At 70.8% G+C, this 209-nt stretch carries 1 pseudogene; it reads right to left on the bottom strand.

What is annotated here, in order from left to right:
* Positions 1–209, bottom strand: a pseudogene (locus tag EXE45_RS19435) (transporter); the annotation flags it as partial.

Raw genomic sequence — 209 nt, 5'->3', positions numbered from 1 at the left:
CCCGGCCCGCGACGAGCCCGCCGACGAGCAGCAGGAGCGGCGGGACGACGAACAGGAACCCGGCGCCCTCGGCCTCCATCAGGAGGTTCCGGGACTGGGTGCCGCCGAACAGCGCGGGGAAGACGGTCTCGACGAAGTGTGCGTTGTAGAACATCCAGCCCGACACCTGCCACGCCGAGATGGGGCCGTTGCCGAACAGCTCGGCGAGG

Source organism: Halorubrum sp. SP9, from assembly GCF_005435015.1.
GTDB lineage: Archaea > Halobacteriota > Halobacteria > Halobacteriales > Haloferacaceae > Halorubrum > Halorubrum sodomense.
The sequence above is the reverse complement of the archived record's forward strand: the minus strand, read 5'-3'. Positions and strand labels throughout refer to the sequence as shown.